Origin of the sequence: Oleiagrimonas sp. C23AA (assembly GCF_011759385.1) — a bacterium.
Lineage (GTDB): Bacteria > Pseudomonadota > Gammaproteobacteria > Xanthomonadales > Rhodanobacteraceae > Oleiagrimonas.
Window position 1 is genome coordinate 414,014 of record NZ_JAARLY010000001.1, and the last position, 20,090, is coordinate 434,103.

At 64.3% G+C, this 20,090-nt stretch carries 18 protein-coding genes; 12 read left to right on the forward strand and 6 right to left on the reverse strand.

Features of this window, described 5'->3' with window-relative positions; translation table 11 throughout:
• Positions 1 to 27: 27 nt before the first annotated feature.
• The 4 genes from HBF24_RS01755 to parE all read right to left on the reverse strand — a co-directional run bounded on the left by HBF24_RS01755 (position 28) and on the right by parE (position 4,425).
• Positions 28 to 744, reverse strand: a complete 717-nt coding sequence (locus HBF24_RS01755) for an EAL domain-containing protein (RefSeq protein WP_240922046.1) — start codon at positions 742 to 744, stop codon at positions 28 to 30.
• Between the two features lie 120 nt (positions 745 to 864).
• A complete protein-coding gene (locus tag HBF24_RS01760; RefSeq protein ID WP_167168008.1) occupies positions 865 to 1,383 on the reverse strand; it encodes a 3-hydroxyanthranilate 3,4-dioxygenase in 519 nt (172 codons plus the stop codon).
• Positions 1,384 to 1,396: 13 nt separating this feature from the next.
• Complete coding sequence (locus HBF24_RS01765) at positions 1,397 to 2,461, reverse strand: PLP-dependent cysteine synthase family protein (RefSeq protein ID WP_206064120.1); 1,065 nt, start codon at positions 2,459 to 2,461, stop codon at positions 1,397 to 1,399.
• 74 nt (positions 2,462 to 2,535) lie between these two features.
• Positions 2,536 to 4,425, reverse strand: coding sequence for a DNA topoisomerase IV subunit B (gene parE / locus HBF24_RS01770; RefSeq protein ID WP_167168014.1), 1,890 nt, complete (start codon positions 4,423 to 4,425; stop codon positions 2,536 to 2,538).
• A 216-nt stretch (positions 4,426 to 4,641) separates the two neighbouring features.
• Between parE and HBF24_RS01775 the strand changes: the two genes are divergently transcribed.
• Positions 4,642 to 5,349 (forward strand): hypothetical protein, encoded by a 708-nt coding sequence (locus HBF24_RS01775; protein ID WP_167168017.1) that lies wholly within the window; start codon positions 4,642 to 4,644, stop codon positions 5,347 to 5,349.
• Between the two features lie 75 nt (positions 5,350 to 5,424).
• Here the strand turns inward: HBF24_RS01775 and HBF24_RS01780 are convergent, their stop codons facing one another.
• Both HBF24_RS01780 and HBF24_RS01785 read right to left on the reverse strand, forming a co-directional pair.
• The gene (locus tag HBF24_RS01780; protein ID WP_167168020.1) at positions 5,425 to 6,000 is read right to left on the reverse strand and encodes a DJ-1/PfpI family protein; all 576 of its coding nucleotides are present in this window, start codon (positions 5,998 to 6,000) and stop codon (positions 5,425 to 5,427) included.
• Positions 6,001 to 6,058: 58 nt separating this feature from the next.
• Complete coding sequence (locus HBF24_RS01785) at positions 6,059 to 7,858, reverse strand: aminopeptidase P family protein (RefSeq protein ID WP_167168023.1); 1,800 nt, start codon at positions 7,856 to 7,858, stop codon at positions 6,059 to 6,061.
• A 154-nt stretch (positions 7,859 to 8,012) separates the two neighbouring features.
• On the opposite strand from HBF24_RS01785, the gene HBF24_RS01790 reads away from it, so the two are divergent.
• From HBF24_RS01790 to HBF24_RS01840, 11 genes are all read left to right on the forward strand, one after another.
• Positions 8,013 to 9,689 (forward strand): CTP synthase, encoded by a 1,677-nt coding sequence (locus HBF24_RS01790; protein ID WP_167168026.1) that lies wholly within the window; start codon positions 8,013 to 8,015, stop codon positions 9,687 to 9,689.
• A 69-nt stretch (positions 9,690 to 9,758) separates the two neighbouring features.
• Complete coding sequence (kdsA, locus tag HBF24_RS01795) at positions 9,759 to 10,589, forward strand: 3-deoxy-8-phosphooctulonate synthase (RefSeq protein WP_167168029.1); 831 nt, start codon at positions 9,759 to 9,761, stop codon at positions 10,587 to 10,589.
• An 85-nt stretch (positions 10,590 to 10,674) separates the two neighbouring features.
• Entirely contained in the window at positions 10,675 to 11,970 is a 1,296-nt protein-coding gene (eno, locus tag HBF24_RS01800; protein ID WP_167168032.1) for a phosphopyruvate hydratase, read from the forward strand.
• A 26-nt stretch (positions 11,971 to 11,996) separates the two neighbouring features.
• A complete protein-coding gene (ftsB, locus tag HBF24_RS01805; RefSeq protein ID WP_167168035.1) occupies positions 11,997 to 12,305 on the forward strand; it encodes a cell division protein FtsB in 309 nt (102 codons plus the stop codon).
• Complete coding sequence (ispD, locus tag HBF24_RS01810) at positions 12,302 to 12,997, forward strand: 2-C-methyl-D-erythritol 4-phosphate cytidylyltransferase (protein WP_167168038.1); 696 nt, start codon at positions 12,302 to 12,304, stop codon at positions 12,995 to 12,997. The genes ftsB and ispD overlap by 4 nt, the downstream gene beginning before the upstream one ends.
• A gap of 2 nt (positions 12,998 to 12,999) precedes the next feature.
• Positions 13,000 to 13,482 (forward strand): 2-C-methyl-D-erythritol 2,4-cyclodiphosphate synthase, encoded by a 483-nt coding sequence (ispF, locus tag HBF24_RS01815; protein WP_167168752.1) that lies wholly within the window; start codon positions 13,000 to 13,002, stop codon positions 13,480 to 13,482.
• Between the two features lie 207 nt (positions 13,483 to 13,689).
• Positions 13,690 to 15,126 (forward strand): magnesium transporter, encoded by a 1,437-nt coding sequence (mgtE, locus tag HBF24_RS01820; RefSeq protein ID WP_167168041.1) that lies wholly within the window; start codon positions 13,690 to 13,692, stop codon positions 15,124 to 15,126.
• Between the two features lie 50 nt (positions 15,127 to 15,176).
• Positions 15,177 to 16,193, forward strand: coding sequence for a tRNA pseudouridine(13) synthase TruD (gene truD, locus HBF24_RS01825; protein WP_167168043.1), 1,017 nt, complete (start codon positions 15,177 to 15,179; stop codon positions 16,191 to 16,193).
• Between the two features lie 430 nt (positions 16,194 to 16,623).
• Positions 16,624 to 17,280, forward strand: a complete 657-nt coding sequence (locus HBF24_RS01830; RefSeq protein ID WP_167168046.1) for a response regulator — start codon at positions 16,624 to 16,626, stop codon at positions 17,278 to 17,280.
• A gap of 297 nt (positions 17,281 to 17,577) precedes the next feature.
• Positions 17,578 to 17,934: a hypothetical protein gene (locus HBF24_RS01835; protein WP_167168049.1), complete on the forward strand. Its 357-nt coding sequence runs from the start codon at positions 17,578 to 17,580 to the stop codon at positions 17,932 to 17,934.
• Positions 17,935 to 18,379: 445 nt separating this feature from the next.
• Positions 18,380 to 20,083 carry a methyl-accepting chemotaxis protein gene (locus tag HBF24_RS01840; protein ID WP_167168052.1) on the forward strand — a complete coding sequence of 568 codons (1,704 nt, stop codon included), beginning with the start codon at positions 18,380 to 18,382 and terminating at the stop codon, positions 20,081 to 20,083.
• Positions 20,084 to 20,090: the final 7 nt, after the last annotated feature.

Below are 20,090 nucleotides of genomic sequence, written 5' to 3' on the forward strand. Positions count from 1 at the left end.
GCGACGGTTAGGCAGGCTGCGTTGGTGTCAGGCGGGCAGGTGAATCTCGGGCAGGCTGTCGGTTTGCGGCCGGGCAAAGAAATAGCCCTGGAACAGTTCGACGCCGAAGTCGGCCAGGGCGCGAAACTCGTCCACATCCTCCACGCCTTCGGCCACCACATCCACGTCCAGCTCGCGGCAGATGTCGGTGATGCCGCGCACGATGATCTGGCGCTTGGGATCGCGGTCAATGTGACGGATCAGAGCCATGTCCAGTTTGATGATGTCGGTGTCGAACTCGGCCAGGAAGTTCAAGCCCGCATAGCCGGCGCCGAAATCGTCGATGGCGACCTTGAAACCACGCTCGCGGTAGTGTTCGACGATGTCGCGAAGATGCGACATGTCCTGGACGCGTTCGGCCTCGTTGATTTCGAAGATGATGCGCTCGAGTGGGAACTGGCAACGCTGCGCCGCCTGCAGCGTGGTACGCAGGCACAGTTCGGGCTTGTACACCGCGTTGGGCATGATGTTGATGCTGATGGCCGCCGGTATCTCGAGTCTGGATGCTGTTTCGATGGCGCGGGTACGGCAGGCCTGGTCAAAGCGATAAAGGTTGCCGTCATGCACCTTGGCCAGCACCGGCGCCGCCGAGTCGCCGCTCGGCCCCCGTACCAGGGCTTCATGGGCGAAGATCTGACGGGTCGCGACGTTGACAATGGGTTGCATCGCCATCTGGAAGTCGAAGTCCAGGGCGGGGCTGTCCATGCATTGGCGACAAACGGGCTGGCCGGAGAGGCGGGAGGTGGCTTCCATGAAATGCGCGCATTGACGGGTGTCCTGACTTTATCGACCCGCGCCAGTCACGCTTTAGTGAAGATTCCGCCCTCAGTTGCCGTTGGGAACCGCTTGTACCTGGCCACAGGCGGCGCAGGTGCGTGCCTGCTCCGAAGCGTAGTAGCGCTCGAACACTGGCGGGAAGTCGCGCTCGATACTCTCGAGCGAAAAGTACTCCTCGTACAACAGATGGTTGCAGTGCCCGCAATACCACATCAGACCATCGCGCTCGTGCGGTAGCCGGCGACGCTCGACCACCAGTCCCACGGAGTTGGCCATGCGCTGCGGCGAATGTGGCACTTTGGGTGGAAGGTAGAACATCTCGCCCGCGCGAATAGGGATGTCGCGCGCGCGGCCCTGGTCCTGCACCTTCAATACCATCTCGCCTTCGATCTGGTAGAAGAATTCCGGCCCCTCGTCATAGTGGTAGTCGCTGCGGCGGTTGGGGCCACCCACCACCATGATGATGAAATCGCCATCGACGATGCACTTGTTGCCGACCGGCGGCTTGAGCAGGTGGCGGTTGTCATCGATCCATTGCTGGAAGTTGAAGGCGGGGGCAAGAGGCATGGGGAAGGTCCGGTCAGTCGAGCCATTGGCCGTCGGCAAGTATGGCGTCCAGACGGGTGCGTTCAGGCGCCACATCCAGACCTTCGGCGGCCAGCCAGGCTTCATTGTAATAGCTGGCGCGATAGCGCTCGCCACCATCGCAGATCAGCGTGACCACGGGGCCGGTCTGGCCGGCCTCGCGCATCTGGCACATCAGCTTCAGGGCGGCGACCAGGTGCGTGCCAGTGGAGCCGCCTACGCGTCGGCCCAAAAGCTGCTCCAGGCAACCCAACGCCGCCACCGAGGCGGCATCGGGCACCTCGATCATGCGATCGATCACGCCGGGCAGGAACGATGGTTCCACGCGCGGCCGGCCAATGCCCTCGATGCGCGAGCCGCGCTCGCAGCGCAGATGGGCATCGCCCGTACGGTGGAAGGCGGCAAAGACCGAATGCTCCGGGTCGGCCACGGCCAGCTGGGTGGGCAGGCCGCGGTATCGCAGATAGCGTCCCAGCGTGGCCGAGGTGCCGCCGGTACCAGCCGAGGCCACGATCCAGCGCGGCACGGGCTCGGGCTCCAGTTGCATCTGCCGGAAAATCGACTCGGCAATATTGTTGTTGCCGCGCCAGTCTGTAGCACGTTCGGCGTGCGTGAACTGGTCCATGTAGTGTCCACCCAGGCGCACGGCCAAGGCCTGGGCGGCGCTGTAAACGTCGGTGCCGTCGATGAGCTGGCAGTGACCGCCAAAGGCTTCGATCTGGGCGATCTTGTCGGGCGAGGTGCAGCGCGGCATCACGGCGTGAAACGGCAGGCCCAGCAGGCGTGCAAAGTAGGCCTCGGAAATGGCCGTGCTGCCGCTGGAAGCCTCGATCACCGCTTGCCCCTCGTGCAGCCAGCCATTGCACAAGGCATACAGGAACAGCGAGCGCGCCAGGCGGTGCTTCAGGCTGCCGGTGGGATGCGTCGACTCGTCCTTGAGGTACAGCGCAATACCGGGAAAGGCCGCAAGGTCCAGACGGATCAGGTGGGTGTCGGCCGAGCGATGTGCTTCGGCCTCCAGGGCGCGTACCGCTTGGCGTGTCCAGTCAGGATGAGGCATGGTGCGCAGTATGCGGCGCACCGCGCACGCCGCGTTGACGTCCATCAAGCGGCGCGGCGATAGCTGGCGGGCAGCTACACCTCCAGCGTGGCCAGGTCGCCCTTGGTCTCCAGCCAGGCCTTGCGGTCGGACGAGCGCTTCTTGGCCAGCAGCATGTCCATCAGCTGTGCGGTGGTGTCGGTGTCGTCGATGGTCAGCTGCACCAGGCGGCGCGTGTCCGGGTGGATGGTCGATTCGCGAAGCTGCGACGGGTTCATCTCGCCCAGGCCCTTGAAGCGGGTGACCGAAAGCGCGCCCTTCATCTTTTCGCGCTCGATGCGCGCCAGCAGATTGGCTTTTTCTTCCTCGTCCAGGCAGTAGAACATCTGCTTGCCGACATCGACGCGGAACAGCGGCGGCATGGCCACGAACACGTGCCCGCCCTGCACCAGAGCCGGGAAGTGACGCATGAACAGCGCCGAGAGCAGGGTGGCGATGTGCAGGCCATCCGAGTCGGCATCGGCGAGGATGATGATCTTGCCGTAACGCAGGCCCGAGAGGTCATCCTTGCCCGGATCACAGCCGATGGCCACGGCCAGGTCATGCACCTCGTTGGAGGCCAGCACGCCGGTCGATTCGACTTCCCAGGTGTTCAGAATCTTGCCGCGCAACGGCAGGATGGCCTGGAAGTCCTTGTCGCGCGCCTGCTTGGCGCTGCCGCCGGCCGAATCGCCCTCGACCAGGAACAGCTCGGTGCGGGTCAGGTCGGTCGCGGCACAGTCGGCCAGCTTGCCGGGCAGGGCCGGGCCTTGCGTGATCTTCTTGCGCACCACCTTCTTGGCTGCCTTGAGGCGCGCGCTGGCGCGCTCGATGGCCAGTTGCGCGATGCGTTCACCGATCTCCACGTGCTGGTTCAGCCACAGGCTGAAAGCATCGTGCACGGCGTTTTCTACCAGGCCGGCGGCCGGACGCGAGGACAGGCGTTCCTTGGTCTGGCCGGCGAACTGCGGATCCTGCATCTTCACGCTGAGCACGAACGAAAGCCGCTCCCAGACATCCTCCGGCGCCAGCTTGACGCCACGCGGCAGCAGGTTGCGCAGGTCGCAGAACTCGCGCATGGCCGTGGTCAGGCCGGTACGCAGGCCGTTCACGTGCGTACCTCCCTGGGCGGTCGGAATCAGGTTGACGTAGGACTCCTGCACCAGCTCGCCCTCGGGCACCCAGGTCAGGGCCACATCCATGCCTTCGGTGTTGCGCGCCACTTTATGGACCAGTAACTCGGCCGGCAGCATTTCGACGCCGTCCAGCTCGCTCTTGAGGTAATCGGCCAGGCCGTCCTCGTAGTGCCACTCGGTGGTCTCGCCGGTCGCTTCCTCGACCAGCTTCACGTTCAGTCCCGCGCACAGCACCGCCTTGGCGCGCAGCAGGTGCTTCAGGCGCGGCATGGAGATCTTGGCCGAGTCAAAATAGCTGGCATCGGGCCAGAAGCGCAGCGTGGTGCCGGTGTTGCGCTTGCCGACGCTGCCGGTTACTTCCAGCGGTTCCAGCAGATCACCGTTGGCAAAGGCGATGTGGAAAGCCTGCCCGTCGCGATGGATGTCGATGTCCACGCGTGTGGACAGCGCGTTGACCACCGACACGCCCACGCCGTGCAGACCACCGGAGAAGGCGTAGTTCTTGTTGGAGAACTTGCCGCCGGCATGGAGCCGGGTGAGGATCAGTTCGACGCCGGAGACGCCTTCTTCGGGATGAATATCCACCGGCATGCCGCGGCCATCATCGGACACCGCCACCGAGCCGTCGCTGTAGACGGTGACGCCCAGATTCCTGGCGTGCCCGGCCAGGGCTTCGTCCACGGCATTGTCGATCACCTCTTGCGCCAGATGATTCGGGCGTGTGGTGTCGGTATACATGCCGGGGCGGCGCTTGACCGGGTCAAGACCGGAAAGAACTTCGATGTCGGCGGCGTTGTAGCGGTTGCTCATGCGAGTAGGGCGAGGCTCATGTTCCAAGGCGAAGCAGCATGGCCGGCGCCCGTGCGGTGGTCAAGTATGGCCGCGGTTCAGGCGGCTGGCGCCTGCCTGAATCGCTCTGGCGTGTATTCATGGGGGAGACGGCAGAGGCGGCCTAGCGTGGCTCCGCGTCGTGGCACTGCCACGCCATGCGCCTTTCCCCGGGCGCGTCACCGAAGGAGGTCACCTATGCGTAAGACAATGTTTGCAATCGGTATCGCCTGTGCCGTGGGTGTTGCCGGCGCCGCCAGTGCCCAGGTGCTGGGCGGCCACGCCGCGGGCCAGGTCACCGGCGGTGTCGCCGGCCAAACCAACGGCATGAGCGGCGGCCTCAACGGCCAGGCGGCTGGACATCTCAACGGCTCCATGAACACCGGACAGTTGACGCACCCGGTGCAGCACCAGGCCGACAATCTGGGCCACCAGACCCAGCGAGCGGCCAAGCGCTCGCGCCAGCGTGCCGAGCAGGCCACGCATCAGGCCGAACAGCGCGCCAACGCTGATCGTCGTGCCGCCGCGCACGCATCGGGTTCGGCGGCCGCTTCCGCCCGGGCCGATGCCCATTCGGCGCGCATGCAGGCCAGCGGCGCTGCGCACGCCGGCAGCCATGCGGTAGACCAGGGTGCGCAGCGCGCCGAGGCGCGCGCGCAGCGGGCGCGCGCGGCGGCGAGCGATCGTGCCAAAGGCGCGACACATCATTCGCGCCACATGGTCGGTCATGCGCTCCATTCCGCGCGCAACGCTTCGGGTTCGGTACAGGGCCAGACACATGGCCATGCCAGCGTCGGCCATGGCTCGCTTTCCGGCAATGGCCATGCCAGCGGTTCGGCCAGCTCGCACGGCGGGAGCCTGGCAGCCGACGGCAATCTCAGTGCCAACGGCAACGGCGGTCACTGATCTGGCGCCATGAAACAACGCCAGCGTTGTGGCCAGCGCAAAGCGCCCGGATGGTGCCGGGCGCTTTTCTTTTGTTCAGGCTTGAACGCGCAAGCCCAGCACTTGCACGAAACGGGCGATCCATTGCGGGTGGGCCGGCCAGGCCGGTGCGGTGACCAGTTGGCCATCGACAAATGCCTGATCGACGGCAATGTCCTGGAACTGTCCGCCGGCCGCTTCCACTTCCGGCGCACAGGCCGGGTAGGCCGAGCATTTGCGTCCGTCCAGCACACCGGCGGCGGCCAGCAACTGGGCCCCATGACAAATGGCCGCCACCGGCTTTTCGGCGGCAAAGAAGTGCCGCGTGATTTCCAGCACCTTCGGCGTCAGGCGCAGGTACTCGGGCGCGCGGCCACCGGGAATCACCAGGCCGTCGTAGGCGGACGGATCCACCTCGTCGAAGCTGGCGTTGAGGGTGAAGTTGTGGCCGGGCTTTTCCGAATAGGTCTGGTCGCCCTCGAAATCGTGGATGGCGGTGCGCACGCTGTCGCCGGCGCTTTTGCCGGGGCACACCGCATCCACTTTGCAACCGAAGGCCTGTAACGCCTGGAAAGGCACCATGTTTTCGTAATCCTCGACGAAATCGCCGGTGATCATCAGCAGCTTCTTCATCGCTTGGCTCCTAGTGGGAGGTGGGTGGGGAAACGCAAAACAGGTGCCGCGCCGTGCTCTAGACCGGCTGGCAGCGCTCCTTCAGCCATTGGCGGTCGGTGTCATGCTCGATCAGTGGCAGCAGCGCCTCGCGCACGCAATGGTGATAGCCGTTGAGCCATTCGCGCTCGGATGGCTCCAGCAGCGCCGGCTCGATGGCGCGGGTGTCGATGGGGCACAGCGTGAGCGTTTCAAACGACAGGAAGCGTCCGAACTCGGTTTCGCCGGCATCGACCACGGCGGCCAGATTTTCGTGGCGGATGCCGTGGCGGCCCGGCTTGTAGATACCCGGCTCGATGGAATTGATCATGCCCGGCTCCAGCGCCACCATCTCGCCGCCCGAACGCGGCGGGCGGATGCCCTGCTGGCCTTCGTGCACGTTCATGAAATAACCCACGCCGTGGCCGGTACCGTGGCCGAAGTCGGCGCCGGCTGCCCACAGTGGCGCGCGCGCCAGTGCGTCCAGCTGCGGCCCGCTGGCACCCTCGGGGAAACGGGCGCGGCTGAGCGCGATCATGCCCTTGAGCACCAGGGTGCAGTCGCGGCGCTGTTCCTCGGTGGTCTGGCCGAAGGCCCAGACCCGGGTGATGTCGGTGGTGCCCCCCTCGTATTGACCACCCGAGTCGACCAGCAGCAGGCCGTCGCGGCCCAGCGTGCTGTGAGCTTCCGGCGTGGCGCTGTAATGCGGCAGCGCGCCGTTGGCCATGTAGCCGGCGATGGTGCCAAAGCTTTCGCCGACGAAATGCGGGCGCTTGGCGCGCGAGGCACGCAGACGCGTTTCCACGTCCAGCTCGGTAATGGTGTCGCCGGCGATCAGGTCACGCTCGATCTCGGCGAAGGCTTCGACCAGCGCCGCGCCATCGTGACGCATGGTGGCGCGCACGTGCTCGAGCTCGTGCGCGTTCTTGATGGCCTTCAGCGGCGTGGACGGGTTGCGCTGTTCGACCAGTTGCACCGACGCGGGCAGATCGCCCAGCAGCGCCACGACCACGCGGCCCGGCTCCAGCATCAGGCGGGCGTCGGGCGGCAGGGCGGTCAGTGCCGCCGCGGCATCGGCGTAGGTGACCAGTTCGATACCATCGGCAGCCAGGCGTTGGCGCAGTTCATCGCTGAAGGCACCGGTGTGCGCAAACAGCGTGGCGCGATCGCTGCTGATCAGAAGGTGCGCCAGGAACACCGGGTTGTATTCGACATCGGCACCGCGCAGGTTGGTGATCCAGGCCACATCGTCCAGGCTCGACACCAGGTGATGTGTGGCGCCGGCCTTGGACATGGCTTCGCGAATGGCGGAAAGATTGTCGCTTCGCGAGCGCGAAACGAAGCCGGCGGCATGTTCGCGCACCGGTGCCTGCGGCAGGGGGGCGCGGTCGGTCCAGGCTTGGCCGGGCAGGTCCAGGTCGGTGCGCAGTGACGCGCCGACGTCGACCAGGTGCGTTTCGATCTGGCGCTTGGCCGCCAGCGACAGGCTGTCGCCGGCCACGGCCAGCACATCGCCCTGACCGAGCGCGCCCTCCAACCATTGAAGATGTTCGGGCGTGTGCGGAATGCGCATGCGCATCAGGCGGGCGCCGGTGCCTTCCAGCTGCTTCTCGGCCTGTTCGAAGTAGCGCGAGTCGGTCCACACACCGGCAAAATCGGCGGTGACCACCAGCGTGCCGGCCGAGCCGGTAAAGCCGGAAAAGTGCGCTCGGGCCTGCCAGTGCTCGGGCAGGTATTCGGAAAGGTGGGGATCGGCGCTGGGCACCAGACAGGCGGCCACGCCATGCTTGTTCATGGCCTTGCGCAGGTCGGCAAGGCGGTGGGGGATGGCTGTATTCATGCGCTGATGCTAGCAAAGCGCCGTCGCATGGAGGTGTGAAAAATGCTTGCCGGAACCCTCTCTGACGCGCGTAGCCGGTGACGCAAACGTTTTCAAGGTCGCGGCAAGCGCGGTGAGTCTGTAAAATGAGGTTTTACCGGTACGGCTTTAGTCCATGACCCCGTTGATCTTCGTAACAGGCGGTGTGGTGTCCTCGCTTGGCAAGGGCATTGCGGCCTCCTCGCTCGCGTCCATCCTCGAGGCGCGCGGCCTGTCCGTCACCATGATGAAGCTCGATCCCTACATTAATGTGGATCCGGGCACCATGAGTCCCTTCCAGCATGGCGAGGTCTACGTCACCGATGATGGTGCCGAGACCGATCTCGACCTTGGCCACTACGAGCGCTTCGTGCGCACGCGCTTGACCGGCCGCAACTCCATCACCACCGGCAAGATCTACGAGAGCGTGATCCGCAAGGAGCGCCGCGGCGATTACCTGGGCGCCACCGTGCAGGTGATTCCGCACATCACCGACGAGATCAAGCACACCATCTACGAGGCCACGCGCGGCTACGACGTGGCACTGGTGGAGATCGGTGGCACCGTGGGCGATATCGAATCGTTGCCGTTCCTGGAGGCGATTCGTCAGTTGCGTTCCGAGCACGGCCCGGAGAAGTGCCTGTTCATGCATCTGACGCTGGTGCCGTACATCAAGGCCGCCGGCGAGATCAAAACCAAGCCGACGCAGCACTCGGTGAAGGAGCTGCGTTCCATCGGCATCCAGCCGGACATTCTGGTGTGCCGTACCGAGCAGACGCTGCCCGATACCGAGCGCCGCAAGATCGCCCTGTTCACCAACGTGCAGGAAAAAGCCGTGATCAGCGCGGTGGACGTGGACATCATCTACAAGCTGCCGCTGTGGCTGCATGCGCAGGGCCTGGACGACATCGTCGTGCGCCGGCTGGAGCTCAAGGCCGGCGAGGCCGATCTTTCCGAGTGGGAGCGCACCGTCGAGGCGGTGGAGAACTCGCGCGAAGAGGTCACCATCGCCATCGTCGGCAAGTACGTCGAGCACAAGGATGCCTACAAGTCGCTGGCCGAGGCATTGCGCCATGGCGGCATCAAGCAGGGCACGCGGGTCAAGCTCAAATGGCTCGACTCCGAGCAGATCGAGAGCGACGGCGCCGAGGCCATGCTGGGCGATGTCGATGCCATCCTGGTGCCGGGCGGCTTCGGCAAGCGTGGTTTCGAGGGCAAGGTGCTGGCCGCGCGATATGCACGTGAGCGCAAGGTGCCGTATTTCGGCATCTGTTACGGCATGCACGCGGCGGTGGTCGACTTCGCCCGCCATGTGGCGCATCTGGAAGATGCCGACTCCAGCGAGAACAACCGCTACGCCGCCGATCCGGTGATCGCGCTGATCACCGAATGGACCACCGCCACCGGCGAAGTCGAGCAGCGCACGGAAGAGTCGGACCTGGGTGGCACCATGCGCCTGGGCGCACAGGAGTGCCGCCTGAAGGTGGGCACGCTGGCGCGCGAGCTGTACGGTCGCGAAGTGATCAGCGAGCGTCACCGCCATCGCTACGAGTTCAACAACCGTTACCGCCAGAAGTTCGAAGATCTGGGCCTGGTCATTTCCGGCAAGTCGATGGATGACCTGCTGGTGGAAATTGTCGAGCTGCCGCGCCAGCAGCATCCGTGGTTCCTGGGCTGTCAGGCGCATCCGGAGTTCACCTCCACGCCGCGTGACGGCCATCCGCTGTTCACCGATTTCGTGCGTGCCGCGCGTGAGTTGAAGGCGGTGCGGGAAGGCCAGTCGCTGGCCGAGTCGGATGCGGCCAGCGCGTAAGCTTGAGGTTCGTGCCGGATAGGTTTTTGGTGTGGGTGTTTGCCGATCGGAATGTCTAGAGAGGGCGCTATGAAGTTGTGTGGTTTTGAAGCCGGACTGGATCAGCCGCTGTTTCTGATAGCCGGCCCCTGCGTGGTCGAGTCCGAGCAGTTGCAGGTCGACACGGCCGGCAAGCTCAAGGAGCTGACCGCGCGGTTGGGCATGCCCTTCATCTTCAAGTCCAGCTTCGACAAGGCCAATCGCTCTTCCGGTGCCAGCTTCCGCGGTCTGGGCATGGAAGAAGGCCTGCGCATCCTCGGCGAAGTGAAACGTCAGGTCGGCGTGCCGGTGCTCACCGATGTACATGAGTACACCCCGTTCGACGAGGTGGCCGAGGTGGTCGACGTGCTGCAGACACCGGCGTTTCTGTGCCGCCAGACCGACTTCATCCAGGCCGTGGCGCGCGTCGGCAAGCCGGTCAACATCAAGAAGGGCCAATTCCTCGCGCCCTGGGACATGGTCAACGTGGTCGAGAAGGCGCGCGCCGTCGGCAACGAGCAGATCATGGTCTGCGAGCGTGGCGTCAGTTTCGGGTATAACAACCTGGTTTCGGACATGCGCAGCCTTGCGGTGATGCGCAATACCGGTTGTCCGGTGGTGTTCGATGCCACCCATTCGGTGCAGTTGCCGGGCGGGCAGGGCGCGAGCTCCGGTGGTCAGCGCGAGTTCGTGCCGGTGCTGGCGCGTGCGGCGGTCGCCGCGGGCATTGCCGGCTTGTTTGCCGAAACCCATCCCGACCCGTCCAAGGCCCTGAGCGATGGCCCCAATGCCTGGCCGCTGGATCAGATGGAAGCGCTGCTGGAAACGCTGATGGCACTGGATACAGCCACCAAGCGTTACGGTTTCGAGCGTTTCGCCTAAACACAACACGCGGTGACCGCTGCCTTGTCAGGCGCGGCGATCGTTCCTTTTCACCTCCCCCAAGCTATAGAGGCAGGTTGCGCACATGACGACCATTTCCAAGATTCACGCCCGCCAGATTCTCGATTCGCGCGGCAACCCCACGTTGGAAGCCGAAGTGACGCTGGAAGACGGCTCCATGGGTCGCGCCGCGGTGCCGTCGGGCGCCTCCACCGGTACCCGCGAAGCGGTCGAGCTGCGCGACGGTGACAAGAGCCGCTACCTGGGCAAGGGCGTGACCAAGGCTGTGGCCAACGTCAACGGCCCGATTGCCGAAGCCCTGGCCGGTTTCGATGCGGCCGACCAGAAAGGCCTGGATGCCAAGCTGATCGAGCTGGACGGTACCGACAACAAGGGCAAGCTGGGCGCCAATGCGCTGCTGGCCGTGTCGATGGCCGCCGCCCACGCCGAGGCCAATGCCCGCCACGAGTCGCTGTGGCGCTATCTGGCGGCCGGCCGCGAAGTGCAGTTGCCGGTGCCGATGATGAACATCATCAACGGCGGTGCGCACGCCGACAACAACGTCGACGTGCAGGAATTCATGGTGCTGCCGCTGGGCCTGCCGACCTTCAGCGAGGCGCTGCGCGCCGGCACCGAGATCTTCCACGCGCTCAAGAGCGTGCTGAAGGGGCGTGGCCTGACCACCACCGTGGGCGATGAGGGCGGCTTTGCGCCGAACCTTTCCTCCAACGAGGAAGCGATCGAGACCATTCTCGAAGCCATCGATAAGGCCGGCTACACCGCGGGCAAGGATGTGTTCCTGGGTCTGGACGCGGCCGCCTCGGAGTTCTACAAGGACGGCAAGTACGACCTGTCCGGCGAGGGCAAGGTGTACAGCTCGTCCGAGTTCGTCGACGTGCTGGCCAGCTGGTGCGACAAGTACCCGATCATCAGCATCGAAGACGGCATGGCCGAGCAGGACGATGCCGGCTGGAAGCTTTTGACCGAGCGTTTGGGTGATCGCATCCAGTTGGTCGGCGATGACAACTTCGTCACCAACCCGAAGATCTTCCGCAAGGGCATCGACGACGGTATCGCCAATGCCATCCTGATCAAGGTGAATCAGATCGGCACCCTGAGCGAGACCCTGGAAACCATCGCCATGGCCGATGCCGCCGGTTACGCGGCGGTGATCTCGCATCGCTCCGGCGAGACCGAGGACACCACCATCGCCGACATTGCCGTGGCCACCACCGCCACGCAGATCAAGACCGGCTCGCTGAGCCGCTCCGATCGCATCGCCAAGTACAACCAGCTGCTGCGTATCGAAGAGCAGCTGGGCAGCGCGGCGGTGTTTGCCGGTCGCAACGCGTTCCCGAACCTGGCCAAGCTGCCGGGCTGATCGGTCACGACTAGAGCGACCTCGCCATGTTCCGTTGGATCGCCGTGGTCCTCGTGGTGTTGCTGGTAGCCCTGCAGTGGATGCTGTGGGTGGGCGACCATGGCGTGCACGAGGTCCATACGCTCCGGCACAGCGTGGCCGAGCAGAAGAAGGAAGACGTCCGCCTCAAGCATCGCAACGATGCGCTTGAGGCGGACGTCAGCGATCTCAAGCACGGCGAGCAGGCCGTGGAAGGGCGCGCGCGAGCCGAGCTGGGGCTGATCAAGCCCGGTGAAACCTTCTATCAGGTCGTCGAGCCGGCCTCGGCATCCAGCGCGCAGACGGATCGGCCATGAGTGATTATCCCCTGTGGTGCGTGGTGCCGGCGGCCGGTACCGGGCGGCGTTTCGGTGGCCAGGTGCCCAAGCAGTACCTGCCGCTGCACGGCATGCCGTTGTTGTTGCGCACGCTGGAACGACTGGCCTCGCATCCACGCGTGGGCGGCCTGATGGTGGCGCTGGCCGAGGACGATCCGCACTGGCCGGGCATCGATCGCATCGGCAAGGCGCAGGTGCTGACCTGTATCGGTGGTGGCGAGCGTGCCGACTCGGTGCTGCGGGGACTGGAGGCGCTGCCCGAACAGGTCGATGCGGAGGCCTTCGTGCTGGTGCACGATGCAGCGCGACCGTGCGTGCGCGTGGCCGATATCGACAAGCTGATCGAGCTGGGTGGCAACGCCGAAGGCGGTCTGCTGGGCGCGCCGCTGCGCGACACGCTCAAGCGCGCCGGCTCCGATGGCTGCAGTCATACCACCGAATCACGCGAGGGGCGCTGGCGTGCCTTCACGCCGCAGATGTTTCGCCGTGGCGTGCTGACGCGTGGTCTGCATCGCGCCTTCGACGCCAAACTGACCGTGACCGACGAGGCCATGGCAATGGAGCGCGCCGGCTTGCGTCCGCTGCTGGTCGAAGGTGCCGAGGACAACCTCAAGGTCACCACGCCGGCCGATTTTGCGCTGGCCGAGTTTTTGTGGGAGCGAACGCGTTGAATATCCGTATTGGCCAAGGTTACGACGTGCATGCCTTCGGCGAGGGCGACCACATCATGCTGGGCGGCGTGCGTGTGCCGCACGAGCAGGGCGTCAAGGCGCATTCGGATGGTGATGTGGCCATCCATGCGCTGTGCGACGCCATTCTCGGCGCCTTGGCGTTGGGCGATATCGGTCAGCATTTTCCGCCATCGGATGCGCGCTGGGCCGGCGCCGACAGTCGTCAGTTTCTGCGCCACTGCATGGCGTTGGCCGGCGAGTGTGGCTATATGCTGGGCAACGCCGACATCACCATCATCGGCGAGCGCCCGAAGGTGGGCCCGCATGCGCAGTCGATGCGTCAGGCCATGGCCGAGGACATGGGTTGCAAGGTGGATGCGGTCAGCGTCAAGGCCACCACCACCGAAAAGCTGGGTTTCACCGGACGTGGCGAAGGCCTGGCAGCGCAGGCAGTGGTGCTGCTGCTGCCGCGCGCGGAGGTCTGAGGGCCCGCCCGCGCCATGACATCTGCTGCGTCGCAAAAAAAGTCCGCCCAGTACCTGCCGGGTACGCTATGATGCGCGTCCCCGCCGACCGGCGGCCGCGGAGACCTGACATGGAACTTCCCAGTCGATCTTATCGACGATTCTGGTTTGCCATCCTGACCTGGTGATCTCCGGCGGCGTGCTCAGCTTCCGGGGCGGGAGCACGTCATGAGCGAAGTCGAAAGCAGCAAGCCGCAGACGCGCTTGCACGCCCAACTGGTTGCCATCCACGAAAGGCTGGACCAGCTGGCCGAACTGGAGGAAGCCGCGCGCGAGGCGCCGCTTCCCATCGCAAAGCAGGCGCTTCGCGCCGAATGGCAGGGTGACCTGCAAAAGCGTCTGGATGCGCTGCATCCGGCGGACATTGCCTACGTTCTGGAGTCGCTTCCGCTCAATGCGCGCCTGAAGGTCTGGCAGCGCGTGCGGGCCGAGCGTGACGGCGACATTCTGCTGGAAGTGTCCGACGCGGTCCGTGAATCACTGATCGCCGACATGGACGATCACGAGATTCTGGCCGCCGTCGAGCCGCTGGACGCCGATGAACTGGCCGACCTGGTCGATGATCTGCCGACCGAGGTGTTGCCCGAGCTGATGGCCAGCCTCGATGCGCAGCAGCGTGAGCGCGTGCAGTCGGCGCTGTCCTACGCGGAGGATCGGGTCGGTGCGCTGATGGACTTCGAGATGGTGACGATCCGCGAGGATGTCACGCTTGAAGTGGTGCTGCGCTACCTGCGTCGTTTTGACGAGCTTCCCGAGCAGACCGACAAGCTGTTCGTGGTCAATCTGGAAGGCGTGCTTACCGGTGTACTGCCGCTGCGCCAGTTGCTGGTGCACTCACCCGACTACCGCGTCGGCGAGGTCATGGCGCGTGACGTCAACACCTTCGCGCCCAGTGATGATGCCTACGAGGCGGCGCAGGCGTTCGAACGCTACGACCTGATTTCGGCCCCCGTGGTGGACAGCCAGCATCGCCTGATCGGACGCCTGACCATTGAGGCGATGGTCGACCTGATCCGCGAAGAGGGCGAGGCCGAACGTCTGGGCCGGGCCGGCCTGCGCGAGGAAGAAGACATCTTCGCCTCGGTTTGGAAGTCGGTGCGCAATCGCTGGGCGTGGCTGGCCATCAATCTGGTCACGGCATTCCTGGCCTCGCGCGTGATCGGCCTGTTCGAGGGTGCCATCGAACAACTGGTGGCGCTGGCCACGCTGATGCCTATTGTCGCCAGCATCGGCGGCAGTTCCGGCAATCAGACCATCATCATGATTGTGCGCGCGCTGGCGCTGGAGCAGATTTCCCCGTCCAGCATGATGCGCCTGTGGCGCAAGGAAATGGGCGTGTCGCTGATCAACGGCCTGATCTGGGGCTCGGTAATCGGCCTGGTCGCCATCGTGCTTTATCACAACGTGGCGCTGGGCCTGGTAATGACGGCAGCGATGACGCTCAACCTGCTGCTGTCGGCGTTCATGGGCGTGGCCATTCCCATCACCATGATGCGCCTGGGCCGTGACCCGGCACTGGGCTCGAACATCTTCCTTACCTTCATGACCGACAGCGGCGGCTTTTTCATCTTCCTGGGACTGGCCTCGCTGTTCCTGTTGCATTAAAGGCGCGGTCTCGGCCCGCCGTATCGTTTTCTCCCATCTTTGTTGTTGCCATGACCCAAGCCATCGAACAGCTCGCCTACGCCCATGGTGGTCCGCCGCTTGAGGCCCAACTGCGCGCCACACCGGAAGACTTCATTGTCGAGGAGTGCCTGGGCTTCGGCGCCGATGGCGAGGGCGAGCACGCACTGCTGGAAGTGACCAAGCGCGGACACAACACCGACTGGATTGCCCGCGAGCTGGCGCGTTTTGCCGACGTGTCGCCGGTGGGTGTGGGCTACGCCGGTCTCAAGGATCGCCATGCGGTCACCACGCAAGCGTTTACCGTGCAACTGCCGGGCAAGGCCGATCCGGACTGGGTGCAGTTTCCCCACGCCAAGGTCACATCGCTGGGTCGGCATCGGCGCAAGCTCAAGCGCGGCGCGTTGACCGGTAACCGTTTCGTGCTGACGCTGCGCGAGGTTCAGGGCCAACGCGAGGCGGCCGAGGCGGTGCTGGCGGCCATCGTCGAACATGGCGTGCCCAATTATTACGGAGAGCAGCGTTTTGGTCGCAAAGGCGGCAACGTGGCCCGTGCCGAAGCCATGTTCGAGGGCCGGCGCGTGGACCGCAAGACGCGCTCGCTGCTGTTGTCGGCCGCTCGCTCGCATCTGTTCAATGCGGTGCTGGACCGGCGCGTCAGTGACGGTACCTGGAACCAGGCGCTGGCTGGCGAGATCTGGGCGCTGGCCGGCTCGCGTTCGTGGTTCGGGCCGGAGGCCTATGACGATACCCTGGCCGAGCGCCTGGCCCGTGGCGACATCCATCCGTCCGGCATGTTGTGGGGGCGTGGCCAGCTGCCGACGACCGAGGCCGCGCGCGAGATCGAGCAGGCCATCGCCGACCAACACACGGTGCTTACGGCCGGGCTCGAGGCGGCGGGAATGGATCAGGATCGCCGGCCGCTGCGACTGATGCCGTCGGAGTTGGCCTGGCAATGGCTGGACGACACCTCGCTGGAGGTCGGTTTTCGCCTACCTCCGGGCGCCTACGCCACGGTGGTCATGCGTGAGTTGATGGGTTCGGCGTGAGCCGCTGGCCGGGCGCCGATCTGCCCGGTTTTCAGCACCGCCGAGCAGTGAGCATCGGCCACCCCGGATATCGACCCCGAACTTCGCCAAGTGGCAATGCAGCGCGCCGGCAAGCGCGCGGCAGCAAGGCTTGATGCCTCCCGCACTGAATCAGTACACGCTTTTCTCATCCCATGCAGCTATTCATATGTAAGTGTTAACCTACAAAGATTCACGGATTCCTCTGACGGACCAGGTTGCCTCACAGTAGTCACTTGCATCGCATGCCGCCCACTTTTTCGCCGTCCCGGGAACCCTCCATAATCGTGCAGGGGGAAATCCATGGCGGAAGTGCCTGCGTCAGTGAACGCCATTTCCGGGTGTGTGGCTACGGACAGGCCATACGGCATGCGCCTACCGTTGGGTTGGAGTGTTAGGGAGGATCGCTCGCATGATCAGTGTCGTACTGATTGACGACCATGAGCTGGTGCGTACCGGCTTTAAGATGATTCTTGATCAGCAGCCGGATATGCGCGTGCTGGGGGAGGCGGGCACCGCAGAGGACGGCTTGCGTCTGATTCGCGGTCGTAAGCCGGACGTGGCCCTGGTTGACGTGCATATGCCGGGGATGAGTGGCGTGGAACTGACCGAGCGAGTGGTCCGCGCCAAGCTGCGCACGCAGATCGTGATTCTTACGGTGGTCGAGGACGCGCGGTTTCCCAAGCGCCTGCTTGATGCCGGGGCCCTGGGGTACCTTACCAAGGGATGCTCGGCCGACGAGCTGCTGGCAGCCATCCGGCAGGTGGCCGGAAAGCGTCGCTATCTGGCACCGGCGGTGGCGCAGCAGCTGGCACTGGCCACGCTTGACGGAGAGGGCTCACCGTTCGACTCGCTGTCCAGTCGCGAGCTGGAGGTGGCCATGATGCTGGTGCGCGCCAAGCCGCTCAAGGACATTGCCGTCCATCTCAACCTCAGCCCCAAGACCATCTCCACCTACAAGCAGCGATTGCTGGACAAACTGGAGGTCGAGCATGTGTTGGGCTTGGCTCACCTGATGACCGTGCATGGACTGCTGGACGCTGGCAGTAGTCATTCAGTCGGCGTGTGATCGCTGGCGCTGGCTTGCCTGGTCCTGATGGGACCATTGGGCAGGCCGACTGGCCAGGGGCCAGGTGTCCTCTGACCACGTGGGCTGGCCCTCACCTGCGCCGCCTCGGCGATGCTTGGCTTGCACCAGGCGTCGTCTGGTGTACGCGGGTCGATTGCCGTGCCATCAGGCCTATCGATCAGAAGTGCCGTGCCGGATGTGCGGCGGTTTCAGCGCAGAATGCTTTCCGGCTCGGATTGCCCCTTTCACGGCTCATGGTGGGCTGTGAACGACGTGCTGTAAGCCAAGGAGAGCCCTATGCGTATTGCCATCCGTAACCTTGCCGTATCGTTTTTTTTCGTATGTGTCATGCCTGTGGTGCCGCTACAGGCCCAGACCCAGGTTGCCTCGCCGAAGGTACCAGCGGCTGCAGGTTCGAGCGCTGGAGGGCTGATGCAGTCCGTAGTTGCTCGGGTGCACAAGAAGTTCATCAACAGTGATCAGGATCACGATGGCTTTCTCACCGAGCAGGAGGCCAAGCGTGGGCATATGAGCTTCACCGTGCGTCATTTCCAGCGTATCGACACCCGTCATACCGGGCATGTCAGCGAACGACAGATAGAGAATTACATGATCCGGCGTATGACCGGACACGGTAACGGCGTCGGCGCCTGAGCCGTCCGCGCTGGCCCGTAGTGAGGTCACGGGTATGACGCGTTAGCGTCTGGCAGGCAGCAAAGCCGATAACGCCAAAGTAAAAGCCCCGGCAGCCAGGGGAGGAGCTGCCGGGGCCTTGTCGGGCCGGTGATCATGGGGGAGGGAGAGGGATGACCGGCCCCTCGATGAGCGCCTTGCAGGGCCACTCATCTTTGGTCGCCTCACGGCGATTCGTTACATTGGAGTGCCGCGACGGGCAAAAAGTTCGCCCATGCGAGAGCGTATTCAGTGGCCGTTCGTCTTGGCGACGGGAACACCTTGTCCGCACCCCATGGGCGCCCTTTTCTTACGAAATGGAAAGGTTCGTCCAGTATCACTCAAGTAACTGAGTGAAAAGCCGATATTCCTGACACAAGGATCGTTGTGGTCTGTCCACGACGGGTGCGTTCAGGAGGTAGGCATCATGAGTATGCGCGGGCAGTTGTGGCTGATACTGGGCATCATTGTGTTGGGCATGCTGGGATTGAGCATGGTCGGTGCCTGGCACACGCGAAATCTTCTGCTCGAGGAACGCCGGTCGTCGCTGCAATATGAGATCGAGACAGCAAGCTCTCTGATCAAGAGTGAATACGCCCAGGTCCAGGCCGGCAAGATCACCGAGGCCCAGGGCAAGCAGCGGGCACTGGATCAGATCCGGACCCTGCGCTGGGACAAGGGGTTTGGTTACGTATTCATTTTCAACAGTACTCCCGTGATGCTGATGCACCCGGTCAAGCCACAGCTGGTCGGTCAGAACGTCGGTGAGAGCAAGGACCCGGATGGCAAGCTGCTGTTCCAGGAAATGGTCAAGATGGGCCAGCAGCATGGCAGTGGTTTCGTCGACTACAAGTGGCCCAAGCCAGGCGCGGAAAAGCCGCAGCCGAAAATCAGCTATGTCGAGCACTTCCAGCCATGGGACTGGTTTGTGGGCTCGGGCGTCTACGTGGAAGACGTCAACGCCAGCTTTTACAAGTCCCTATGGCGACATCTCACAGCGGCCGCCATCTTTGGTGCCGTGGTGCTGTCCATTGTGGCCTGGATCATGCGCCGCATTCGCCGTCAGATGGGTGCCGAACCGGCCACGGCGGTAGCACTGGCGCAGCGTGTGGCCGGTGGTCATCTGGAACGTTACGACGGGCCGGCTCCTCACCAGGGTAGTGTGATGGCGGCGCTGGTGCAGATGCAGCAACGTCTGGTGGAGGTGGTCAGCGTGGTGCGCTCAGGTTCGGAGAACGTCTCCGAAGCGGCCAAGCAGATCGCCCAGGGTAACGACGATCTTTCGCAGCGAACCCAGCACCAGGCTTCCAGCCTTGAGCAGACGGCCGCTTCGATGGAGGAGATGACCTCCACTGTCAAGCACAACGCCGAGAACGCCGGGCTGGCCCGCCAGCTCTCGCAAAGTGCGAGTGCACAGGCCGAAGCCGGTGGCAGTGTCATGGGCGAGGCCATGCAGGCCATGCAGGCCATTGGCGAATCGAGCAAGCGCATCAACGACATTGTCACGCTGATCAATGAGGTCGCTTTTCAGACCAACCTTCTGGCATTGAATGCTGCTGTTGAATCGGCACGAGCAGGTGAGCACGGCCGGGGGTTCGCGGTGGTGGCGTCGGAAGTGCGCCAGTTGGCCCAGCGCACCGCGGTGGCGGCCAAGGACATCGGGGCGCTGATCAAGGAGAGTTCGCAGCGCATCGAGGCCGGTTCGGGCCTGGTCAGCCGCTCCGGCGCCATGCTGGATGAAATCGTCGGCAGTGTCCGTCGCGTGACCGACATCGTTGCCGAGATCGCAGCCGCCAGTGAAGAGCAGTCCGATGGCATCAACCAGGTCAATACCGCTGTCACCAGCATGGACGAGGCCACGCAGCAGAACGCAGCACTGGTCGAGCAGGCCGCGGCCGCCAGCCGGGCAATGCAGGAGCAGGCGGACGAGCTGATGCACGAGATGGCGTTCTTCCATTTACCGGATGATTCGGCCCGGCTCTCGTCGGCGCCGGTAGCACCCACACCCAGCACAATTGCACATGTCCAAAAAGCTGCGCCGAAGCGTGTGTTCAAGCCGTCGGATAGTCGCGAGTTGTCCACCGCCGAGTCTCTTGCCACGGCAACGTCTTCGCAGTGGGAAGAGTTCTGATCGCGTT

What these genes read in the sequence shown, in the direction of transcription:
- HBF24_RS01835 (WP_167168049.1), top strand. Translation starts at nt 17,578, where the DNA reads ATGCGTATTGCCATCCGTAACCTTGCCGTATCGTTTTTTTTCGTATGT.
- kdsA (WP_167168029.1), top strand. Translation starts at nt 9,759, where the DNA reads ATGAAGTTGTGTGGTTTTGAAGCCGGACTGGATCAGCCGCTGTTTCTG.
- HBF24_RS01785 (WP_167168023.1), bottom strand. Translation starts at nt 7,858, where the DNA reads ATGAATACAGCCATCCCCCACCGCCTTGCCGACCTGCGCAAGGCCATG.
- HBF24_RS01840 (WP_167168052.1), top strand. Translation starts at nt 18,380, where the DNA reads ATGAGTATGCGCGGGCAGTTGTGGCTGATACTGGGCATCATTGTGTTG.
- truD (WP_167168043.1), top strand. Translation starts at nt 15,177, where the DNA reads ATGACCCAAGCCATCGAACAGCTCGCCTACGCCCATGGTGGTCCGCCG.
- eno (WP_167168032.1), top strand. Translation starts at nt 10,675, where the DNA reads ATGACGACCATTTCCAAGATTCACGCCCGCCAGATTCTCGATTCGCGC.
- HBF24_RS01760 (WP_167168008.1), bottom strand. Translation starts at nt 1,383, where the DNA reads ATGCCTCTTGCCCCCGCCTTCAACTTCCAGCAATGGATCGATGACAAC.
- HBF24_RS01830 (WP_167168046.1), top strand. Translation starts at nt 16,624, where the DNA reads ATGATCAGTGTCGTACTGATTGACGACCATGAGCTGGTGCGTACCGGC.
- HBF24_RS01775 (WP_167168017.1), top strand. Translation starts at nt 4,642, where the DNA reads ATGCGTAAGACAATGTTTGCAATCGGTATCGCCTGTGCCGTGGGTGTT.
- HBF24_RS01765 (WP_206064120.1), bottom strand. Translation starts at nt 2,461, where the DNA reads ATGCCTCATCCTGACTGGACACGCCAAGCGGTACGCGCCCTGGAGGCC.
- parE (WP_167168014.1), bottom strand. Translation starts at nt 4,425, where the DNA reads ATGAGCAACCGCTACAACGCCGCCGACATCGAAGTTCTTTCCGGTCTT.
- HBF24_RS01790 (WP_167168026.1), top strand. Translation starts at nt 8,013, where the DNA reads ATGACCCCGTTGATCTTCGTAACAGGCGGTGTGGTGTCCTCGCTTGGC.
- ispD (WP_167168038.1), top strand. Translation starts at nt 12,302, where the DNA reads ATGAGTGATTATCCCCTGTGGTGCGTGGTGCCGGCGGCCGGTACCGGG.
- HBF24_RS01780 (WP_167168020.1), bottom strand. Translation starts at nt 6,000, where the DNA reads ATGAAGAAGCTGCTGATGATCACCGGCGATTTCGTCGAGGATTACGAA.
- mgtE (WP_167168041.1), top strand. Translation starts at nt 13,690, where the DNA reads ATGAGCGAAGTCGAAAGCAGCAAGCCGCAGACGCGCTTGCACGCCCAA.
- ftsB (WP_167168035.1), top strand. Translation starts at nt 11,997, where the DNA reads ATGTTCCGTTGGATCGCCGTGGTCCTCGTGGTGTTGCTGGTAGCCCTG.
- HBF24_RS01755 (WP_240922046.1), bottom strand. Translation starts at nt 744, where the DNA reads ATGGACAGCCCCGCCCTGGACTTCGACTTCCAGATGGCGATGCAACCC.